The organism is Methylocystis sp. (assembly GCF_051061225.1).
Taxonomy (GTDB): Bacteria; Pseudomonadota; Alphaproteobacteria; order Rhizobiales; family Beijerinckiaceae; genus Methylocystis.
This window is the reverse complement of the sequence record NZ_JBPFEB010000132.1, coordinates 1-8,328: the sequence shown is the minus strand read 5'-3', so window position 1 is coordinate 8,328 and position 8,328 is coordinate 1. Positions and strand designations below refer to the sequence as shown.

The following is an 8,328-nucleotide window of genomic DNA, read 5'->3' as shown; positions in this document are numbered from 1 at the left end:
TCCCTCCCGCCAACGGGAGCAGCATCGGTGAGTCGGCGCGCTACCCGGCCTTCCAGGGCATGCCCTGGAAGGCCGGGCGTCACGAAAACTGGGGAATTTTCAATCGGCACATTTGGGGAGTTTACGTCCGGCACTCACAGCCAAGAACGCCCGGGGAGCTTCGAGGCCAAGGCTCGCCGGTACGGCGAGAAGTGGTAAAAGCCGATTAAAAGCCAAAGTGGGCTGCTCCGCCGCCGGAGGCAGCTCGAAAAATGAGGCTCCAAATGAGCGGGCGCTATCTCGAGGACTTTGCCGCCGGTCAGACCTTTAGCGCTGGCCGCGTTCGGGTCACTGCGGAGGAGATCAAGGCCTTCGCCGCCAAGTTCGATCCCCAGCCCTTCCATCTCGACGAGGTGGCCGCCCGGGACACTATGTTCAATGGCTTGGCTGCAAGCGGCTGGCACACGGCGGCGCTCACGATGCGCCTCGTTGTTGAGAGCGATCTCAAGCCAGTCGGCGGCGTCATTGGCGCCGGCTTCGATGAGTTCCGGTGGCCACGGCCCGTGCGCCCCGGCGACGAGCTGCGTGTCGAAGGCGAGGTGCTTGAGGTGAATCCCTCAAAGTCCCGACCGACCCAAGGCATGATCAGGGTGCGGATCTCAACCTTGAACCAGAACGACGAAGCAGTGCAGATCCAGATCGGCAATCTTGTTGTGCCCCGGCGGGGCCCAGGCGGCTCCGAGGCGCGGTAGCTCTTGCATCCGTTACGACGAGGCGCGTAGGGGCTGGATCGAGACCGCCCGCGCGGACCGTATGGCTGCGATCCCAAGCGTTCTTTGCCGGCGCCCGTTTCCGCCGCGCCGGGGCGATAAGTCGGAGACGGAGTAGACCATCCCCTTGGAGCGCTTGGTCGAGCGAGTCCCTTTGAAGTCGTCTTCGTCGTCGCCCGACAGGCTCGGGGGCGCCGCCGATGCGATGCGGGCGGCGCGGTTCTTAAGGCCTTGGCCCCCTTTGCGCCCGACGGCCTCATCACTGAGATCATCGAGGCTCGCGCGGAGGTGTTCAAGGGCGACGGACCAAGCGAAACGCTCGGCCTTGAGGTCTCGGATTGGCTCAAGGATTCTTGCGGCCTATCTCAACCTTGCGAGAAGCTTTATGGGCGTTCGCCCCCGGGAAGGAGGGACCCTTTCCCCTCGATGGCTGCGGCGCTTTTGCGGGCGTCGTCAAGATCGAGTCTAGCGAAGGAAACGCTCAGGCCGGCAGCCAACATACGAAGATCATCCTTTTCGCTTCGGCCGGCGGCTGCGCTGTCGTCTTTTCATTTGTGCTGGCCAGCGTCGACGGGGTCGGGTGCCCGCGCGCCGGGCTGTTTTTCTGGACGCAAGGTGACGCTGACGGTGATAAGCGCGCCCAGGAGGGCCACGGCTACGAGAGTGGCGGCCACGTGTATGCGATCGGCGACGGGGGCGCTCGCGCGCCCCCGCGCCGACGCGCCGGAAGGCCTTTGTGGCCGGGTAAGATGCTTCGCTTCAACTTCTTGCTTGTGGAGCGCTTCGAGGCGGCCGAGCCAGACCTCGGCGCCGTCTGGGCCGAGAATGCGGATGTCGGGCCGGGCCTGCGCTTGAAGTATCATGACCCGCTCCAGACATTCGCCCGCCGTTTCGCACCAGTCCGTGTCGCTTCCGTGAAGGATTGAATAACCCACGACGGCGCCCTCTTCAGTTGGCATGGGGCCGGATTTTCTTGTCGTGAGGTGGAAGCCTGGGCCCCGATTGCAAGGGCTTTCCCGTCGCAAGCGACGCCGGCCGCTTTCGTGATCGACGGGCCATGCTATGTCGGGTCTCGTCTGGGAACCGCCCGAACGACCATGGCGAACGTTTCCGCACAGGCCGACTCCGGCTCAGGAAAGGCAAGGGCCTTTACGATATTCGGCCGGCAAGCCGAAGAAGCGTGACGCCGCGCCAGAGCCCGACGACGCAATGATCGACCGGCTCGTTTTGCCGTTTCTCAACGCTTGCGTCGAATTTATCCGGAAGGGAGTTGCGTCTGTTCAGGATCTCGTCGATGCAGCGATGATCTTCGCAATTGGGTTCGCGTCCTTCCGAGGCGGACCTCTGCTCGATGCCAGAACCCCCGGCATCCAGGACGTCGCCGCGTTGCAAGATTGTCGCAAAAGCACGGCTCTCGATTCAAGCAGGATGAGGGCTGGGCGGCTCTGGGCGCAACCATTTGACTATATATTACGCCAACATCGGCGCGCTTGTCGATCGCATACTGCAGGCGGTTGGCAAAAACATCGTCTTCGGCCTGCCTCGTCGGTTAGATGAAGCCAATCACATGGCGAATGAGCCTACGAGTGATAGGCATTTCTAGAAACTGAAAGGTTTTATCTATCGATTTCGCCAAAGACGATATCGAGCGACCCGACAATTGCGGAAACGTCAGCTAACATATGGCCGTTTGAGAGGTAATCCATGGCTTGCAGGTTGGCGAAGGACGGAGCTCGGATTTTGCATCTGTAGGGCTTGTTTGTCCCTTGCGAGATTAGATAGACGCCGAACTCGCCCTTCGGCGCTTCGACAGCCGCGTAGACTTCTCCCGCGGGAACGCGAAAGCCCTCAGAAAATAGCTTGAAGTGCTCGATCGTCGCTTCCATTGAGCGTTTCATGACCCGACGCTTGGGAGGGGCGATCTTGCCGTCTTGGATGATCACTGGCCCGGCGCCTTCCGGGGATAGCAGCCTGTCCAAACATTGCTTCATGATCCGCACGGACTGGCGCATCTCCTCCATCCGCACGCAGTAGCGGTCATAGCAATCGCCATGCGAACCGACGGGAATGTCGAAATCGAGCGCCTCATAGCATTCGTAGGGCTGCGCCTTACGAAGATCCCAAGGCGCGCCACATGCTCGGACCATCACGCCGGAAAAGCCTCGCGCCCATGCCTGTTCAAGATTAATCCGGCCGATGCCGACGTTTCGCTCTTTGAAAATGCGATTCTGCCCAAGAATGGCGTCCAAGTCGTCGCAGACTCGGAGAAACGGCTCGCAAAAGGCGTAAATATCCTCCAGAAGCTGTACCGACACATCCTGATGGACGCCTCCAACGCGGAAATAATTTGCATGCATCCGCGCGCCCGAGGCTCGCTCGTAGAAGACCATGAGCTTTTCGCGCTCCTCGAAGCCCCACAGATTAGGCGTCAAGGCCCCGACGTCAGAGGCTTGGGTCGTGACGTTCAAGAGATGCGAAAGCAACCTGCCAATCTCGCAGTAAAGAACCCGAATGAGTTGCGCGCGCAGGGGCGGCGCGATTTCCAGGAGCTTTTCAATCGCCAGACAGAAAGCGTGTTCTTGGTTCATGGGGGCGACATAGTCGAGACGATCGAAATAAGGCAACGCTTGCAGATAGGTTTTATCCTCAATCAATTTCTCCGTTCCCCGGTGCAAAAACCCGATATGAGGATCGGCTCTCAAAACCACCTCTCCATCAAGCTCCAGTACCAATCGGAGCACGCCGTGGGCGGCTGGATGTACCGGCCCGAAATTGACCATGAAGCTTCTTTGCGAGTCGCCTTTGGCTTGGGCCCAATTCAATGGCGTTGGCCTTTCGTCAGAGAGCTACTGAAGGTGAGGTTTTGAGGGTAGCTCCGCATCGTAGAGGCAAACCCTGACGCTGCGAGGTCAGAACGGTCACGAGGGCAGGGGGGTTCCGACCATGATTCGGGTAATGCACCTTCGACGCGCCAAAGCGGGTCTCGCTCGCCGCAACGCCCGCGCCCCTTCTCAGCCAGGCGAATGAGGGCTCTTGGCGCTCATGCCAAAGCTGGCATCCCGCTAGGGTCGCCTGTTTTTGCGTAAACTGCTATTGGAAGAAACCGGGCGGTAGAATGCCGCAGGCTTGGGCCTTTCACGAGCGCGAATGCGCCGCCCATGGCCTGCCGCCGCCTCCCAACTGAGAAGGTTGGCTGCGTTTCGGATGGCGCCGGCAGCGTTCAAGAAATATCGCGGCGCGCGCGGATGCGCGGTGCGCGGATCACGTGGGTGCAGCTCGTTTTCGTGAAGACTTTGCGCTCGACAGCCTGCGGGATCTTCCCGGCCCGAGGCGCTCGATGACGCTCGCGCGATAGAGGGGCGAAGATAGCGTTGAAACCGCGCTGGACGATTTGCTTCCACGCTGGCGGCGATACTGGGCTAATTATAACTGAGCTCCGCCCACGCAAGCCGAATACATTTCCGTCAGCCTTCTTAGTTCGTCCTCACATCGATCTAAATGGCTTCGCACCCGCACCCGCTCCTCCTCTCTGTGAACATTGGAATTCAAATAATCCCAATCGATTTGGATTGCCTCTTTTAGCTCTTCGATCTCACGAAAGAGCTTTTCTGCCGCAGTCATAGCTGTCTCCACTCGAAGGTTCAATGGTTGCTTGCTTAGGCGTTGGTGCGCCATGCGTGTAACGCGCCTCGCTCGCGGTGGTCGGATTCCCCGGATTCATAGGGCACAAAGCGAAGGTTTCAACTTGCGCAAGTTCTCGATTGGGTCAGTATTCGTCACCAGAGTGAGGAGCGGAGGCTTCCCAACGGGCTCGTGACAAGGGGCTGTTTTAGATGTTAGATGCTCGGCGTATCCACGGTGCCCTTGTGTCCCTCATCCACGTTAGCTCGACGGAAATTCGCGACGCCGCCGGCGCGTATAACCTTGACTTGGTCGGGCGGCAGGCCATGACGCGCCTCAATCGCGGCGTCTCCGGATCTCAATATAATCCTGTCGCTGCGCGCGAGGGTCTTCCGCAAGTCTTCCACCCATAGCGTGTCACCGACGGCGAGACCGTCATAATCTGCCTCACAAATAAAAACGAGGGGAGAGCTTCGTAGTTGATGAGATTTTGACGATGGATCCGGGCGAAGCTCTCCGTGACCACCATCCTTAGACCATAACCTGGCGCGGCGGCGGCCTGCTCGCGCGAGGAGCCTTGACCATAGTTCTTGCGCGGAAGCCCCTTGCGCAGTTAACGCAAGAAACAGGCCGTCCCGGATGTCATGATGCATCTTGTTGTGAGGAATTCCCCGTCCGCGCCGGATCGGGACGCCCTATTTGAAAACTTGAGCCAGAGGTTCGCTCTTGGACATTTTGTCGGGAAACTGCTCCTATCGCCAAGAGCGGACGCTACCAGATCATCGATGCGGTTGAAGACAAAATGGTTGCTAGACCCCGGAGCTACAGAAAGCGGCGGAACTTATAGGAGTAGTCAGTTTCCTCAATTGGGATGTATATGCTCGCATTACTACCGCTCGCACCATGAAAGGCAGCAGGCAGCCTCCCCAAGTTCGGATTGAGTTAGCACACACACAGGGGCACATAGCGGTTCAGGTTGCGGGCGGGCGCACCTTAGTCTGGCCCATTCAAATTGCGGAACACTCCCTTCATTCTAGGTGTTTTAGCTTGGCCTCGCTGAAGGGCTGCGTTCGACGGGAGATCAACATGGGCCTTTTCGATTTCTTGACCGGCAAAGGAAAGTCCGCGTTAGGCCGCTCCGCAACGGCCCCGCCTGCTGATGAAGTAAAGAAAGAAATTGAGAAGCACGGTCTCGACACATCTAAGATCGATATCAAGGTTGACGGACGCAAGGTGACGCTCGGTGGAAACGCGTCCACGACGGCGGACGTGGAAAAAATTGGTTCTGTTACAGGAAACATTAGGGGGGTCGCGCAAATCGAAAACAACATCGTCGCCGTGAGCGCCGATCCGGAGTCGAAGTTGTACACCGTGCGGGCGGGTGATACGCTTTGGAAGATCGCCGAATCGCATTACGGCAAAGGAATGGGGGCCAAATACGCAGAGATCTATGAGGCGAATAGGCCGTTACTGAAGGACCCCAATAAGATTTACCCCGGCCAGAAGCTGCGCATTCCAAAGCACTCTCCCTAACAGGTCCGACTCCCAGCGCCACCGAGCGGGACTCGCCAGCAGAAGCGATCAAAGCTGGCGCTGTTCCACGAAACTGGCTGGGGGCGTTTTCCGTGTTTCTGTTTGATCCAGATTAACGGCCTTCCGGGAGGTTGGGAACGAGACGCCCTCAGTGATTTGCCTCAGAGTTCTAGATTTTGACTGTTGCGCCAACGACGCGTGCGTTGGCGCGAAGAGGAAATGCATGGTGAACAGGTTGCGCCTGGGCTTATGGGGGGAAATAGCTACTCATGCAGCAACCGGCGTAGCGCATGGCGATCCGGGTAACTTATTGGTCAGCTTCGACCAACAAGGCGAACAGGTGCTGTGTCAGTTTTGTAGACAATAGCCGGAATCCTCACGGCGGGATGGTCGGACAGCGAAGCGTATCGGCGGCCTCTTGCCATCCTTCGGAGTGGGCGATGAGCGACAAGGCAAATTTTGGAGCCATTTTCCAAGCGAGGAAACAGGGCCTTTTGGACGAGTTAGAGCTCGTTCACGAAGCCCTCGCCCACGCAAAGGCGACCGCAGAAACTAAGCCATGGCTTGAAAAGCTCGAAAAATGGCACAACGTATGGCGCGACAATCTGCGTGAGAAGAGTGCGACAATCAGGATGATACTTTTCGGTCGCGGTGTTGGGATGATTGTCGCGGAGCGACAATAAGGCAAGCGGATTTTTTATGTTTGCTTTGATTGTCGTGGAGCGACAATCAGGATGAGGATTTGATTGTCGCGCGCGCGGCGGGTCGGCCAGGTCCTTGAGATTTTTTGATCGCCGCTTTTCTCCGATAGCTGTCGACGTTCATCTCGAAGATTGTTGCATGATGGACGAGCCTGTCGATGGCGGCGAGCGTCATGGCTTGATCGGGGAAGATTTTTCCCCATTCGCCAAACGGTTGATTTGCCGTGATGAGAAGAGAGCGTCTTTCATATCGTGCGCTGATCAGTTCGAAGAGGACGCTGGTTTCGGCCTGATCCTTGGCGACGTAGGCGAGGTCATCGAGGATGAGGAGGTGGTATTTGTCGAGCTTGTCGATCGCCGCCTCGAGAGCAAGATCGCGTCTGGCGAGTTGCAGCTTTTGGACGAGGTCCGTCGTTCGAGCAAAGAGCACGCGCCAACCATTCTCGATCAGCGCGAGGCCGAGGGCCGCCGCGAGATGGGATTTTCCGACGCCGGGTGGACCGAACATCAGCAGATTGGCGCCCTTTTCGAGCCAGGCGTCGCCAGCGGCGAGAGCCTGCACCTGCGCTTTCGAGACCATCGGCACGGCGTCGAAGTCGAAGGCGTCGAGGGCTTTTCCAGGCGGCAGGCGGGCCTCCGTGAGATGTCGGGCGAAGCGGCGTCGCCCTCTATCGGCAAGCTCCTGCTCGGCGAGCGCGGCAAGGAATCGTGCGGCGGGCCAGCCTTCCTTGTCGGCGGTGGCGGCGAGCGCGCTCCAGACGAGCTTGACGCCGGAGAGGCGCAGTTCGGAGAGAAGGAGATCGACGTGAGCGGCATCGATTTTGTCGTTCGCTTTCATGCCGCCGCTCCTTCGAGAGAGGCAAGCGCGTCATAGACCGTGAGGTCCGGCAGCGCGACAATGACATTGGGCGCTGCAGCAGCTTTCGGGGCAAAGCGCTCGGTGAGCGGGGCAAGATCCGGCAGACGGCCTGCGTCGAGCTCCTCCTCTATCGCGGCGGCGAGTTCCGCTTCGCAGACGCGCTCATGCGCGAGGGCGAGCAAACCAACCATGGTTTTGCACGCCGCTTTTTCTCCAGCCTCGGCGAGCAGCGCGTCGAAGGCTCTGGCATCGGCGCGCCGGGGGAAGAGTTGGTCCCGGTAGACGAGATTGAGCAGCGCCATGGGTTTGCGGCGAAGAGAATGAATGACGTGCCGATAATCGACGACATGTCCGTGTTTGCCATTAGGCCTCGGCCTGCCGCGCGGCAGGTCGAACAGATGCGTCGATCCCTGAAAGACCTCGAGCCGATCGTCATAGAGGCGCACCAGGAGCTTGTGGCCGATCAGCCGGGACGGCACGGTGTAGAAGACTTTGCGCACGGTGAAGGCGCTCGACGAGGTGACCCTGATGCGCTCTTCCTCGAAGTCGGAGGTCTTGCGAGGCGGCAGCTCCTTCAGGTCGGCGCGTTCGAGATCGATGCGTGCGGCGTTTCGGGCGTTGCGCCGGCTGACGAGCTCGTCGACGAACTTTCGCCAGGCAGGAAGATCGTCGAAGTCGCGCGAGCCGCGCAACAGCAGCTCGTCCTCAAGCGCGGCTTTGATATGTGTCAGTGGCGGATTAAATCTCCCCAGTTATGGCATTTGAAAATTCCCCAGTTTTCGTGACGACCGGGCTTCCAGGGCATGCCCTGGAAGCCCGGTCGGCGCGCCGACTCACCGATGCTTCTCCCCTTGGCGGCAGGGAG

At 59.3% G+C, this 8,328-nt stretch carries 8 protein-coding genes and 1 pseudogene; 3 read left to right on the top strand and 6 right to left on the bottom strand.

The features are described from left to right. Positions 1 to 263 precede the first annotated feature (263 nt). Positions 264 to 731, top strand: a complete 468-nt coding sequence (locus ACR652_RS23490; protein ID WP_434508901.1) for a MaoC family dehydratase — start codon at positions 264 to 266, stop codon at positions 729 to 731. A gap of 566 nt (positions 732 to 1,297) precedes the next feature. Here ACR652_RS23490 and ACR652_RS23485 read toward each other — a convergent pair. From ACR652_RS23485 to ACR652_RS23470, 4 genes are all read right to left on the bottom strand, one after another. Continuing rightward, positions 1,298 to 1,708, bottom strand: a complete 411-nt coding sequence (locus ACR652_RS23485; protein ID WP_434508900.1) for a hypothetical protein — start codon at positions 1,706 to 1,708, stop codon at positions 1,298 to 1,300. A 657-nt stretch (positions 1,709 to 2,365) separates the two neighbouring features. After that, positions 2,366 to 3,529: an NADH-quinone oxidoreductase subunit D gene (locus ACR652_RS23480; protein WP_434508899.1), complete on the bottom strand. Its 1,164-nt coding sequence runs from the start codon at positions 3,527 to 3,529 to the stop codon at positions 2,366 to 2,368. 643 nt (positions 3,530 to 4,172) lie between these two features. After that, positions 4,173 to 4,370, bottom strand: coding sequence for a hypothetical protein (locus tag ACR652_RS23475; protein ID WP_434508898.1), 198 nt, complete (start codon positions 4,368 to 4,370; stop codon positions 4,173 to 4,175). A gap of 358 nt (positions 4,371 to 4,728) precedes the next feature. Continuing rightward, entirely contained in the window at positions 4,729 to 4,983 is a 255-nt protein-coding gene (locus tag ACR652_RS23470; protein ID WP_434508902.1) for a hypothetical protein, read from the bottom strand. Between the two features lie 473 nt (positions 4,984 to 5,456). Between ACR652_RS23470 and lysM the strand changes: the two genes are divergently transcribed. After that, on the top strand, positions 5,457 to 5,903 hold the full coding sequence (gene lysM, locus ACR652_RS23465) for a peptidoglycan-binding protein LysM (RefSeq protein WP_434508897.1): 447 nt from the start codon (positions 5,457 to 5,459) through the stop codon (positions 5,901 to 5,903). Positions 5,904 to 6,343: 440 nt separating this feature from the next. Beyond that, positions 6,344 to 6,586, top strand: coding sequence for a hypothetical protein (locus tag ACR652_RS23460; RefSeq protein WP_434508896.1), 243 nt, complete (start codon positions 6,344 to 6,346; stop codon positions 6,584 to 6,586). Positions 6,587 to 6,632: 46 nt separating this feature from the next. On the opposite strand, the gene istB is transcribed toward ACR652_RS23460, so the two are convergent. Together istB and ACR652_RS23450 are read right to left on the bottom strand one after the other, a co-directional pair. After that, positions 6,633 to 7,442: an IS21-like element helper ATPase IstB gene (gene istB / locus ACR652_RS23455; RefSeq protein WP_434508895.1), complete on the bottom strand. Its 810-nt coding sequence runs from the start codon at positions 7,440 to 7,442 to the stop codon at positions 6,633 to 6,635. Then, positions 7,439 to 8,188 (bottom strand): annotated as a pseudogene (locus tag ACR652_RS23450) (Mu transposase domain-containing protein); the annotation flags it as partial. The gene istB and the pseudogene ACR652_RS23450, both read right to left, overlap by 4 nt. Positions 8,189 to 8,328: the final 140 nt, after the last annotated feature.

What these genes read in the sequence shown, in the direction of transcription:
- ACR652_RS23490 (WP_434508901.1), top strand. Translation starts at nt 264, where the DNA reads ATGAGCGGGCGCTATCTCGAGGACTTTGCCGCCGGTCAGACCTTTAGC.
- ACR652_RS23485 (WP_434508900.1), bottom strand. Translation starts at nt 1,708, where the DNA reads ATGCCAACTGAAGAGGGCGCCGTCGTGGGTTATTCAATCCTTCACGGA.
- ACR652_RS23480 (WP_434508899.1), bottom strand. Translation starts at nt 3,529, where the DNA reads ATGGTCAATTTCGGGCCGGTACATCCAGCCGCCCACGGCGTGCTCCGA.
- ACR652_RS23475 (WP_434508898.1), bottom strand. Translation starts at nt 4,370, where the DNA reads ATGACTGCGGCAGAAAAGCTCTTTCGTGAGATCGAAGAGCTAAAAGAG.
- lysM (WP_434508897.1), top strand. Translation starts at nt 5,457, where the DNA reads ATGGGCCTTTTCGATTTCTTGACCGGCAAAGGAAAGTCCGCGTTAGGC.
- ACR652_RS23460 (WP_434508896.1), top strand. Translation starts at nt 6,344, where the DNA reads ATGAGCGACAAGGCAAATTTTGGAGCCATTTTCCAAGCGAGGAAACAG.
- istB (WP_434508895.1), bottom strand. Translation starts at nt 7,442, where the DNA reads ATGAAAGCGAACGACAAAATCGATGCCGCTCACGTCGATCTCCTTCTC.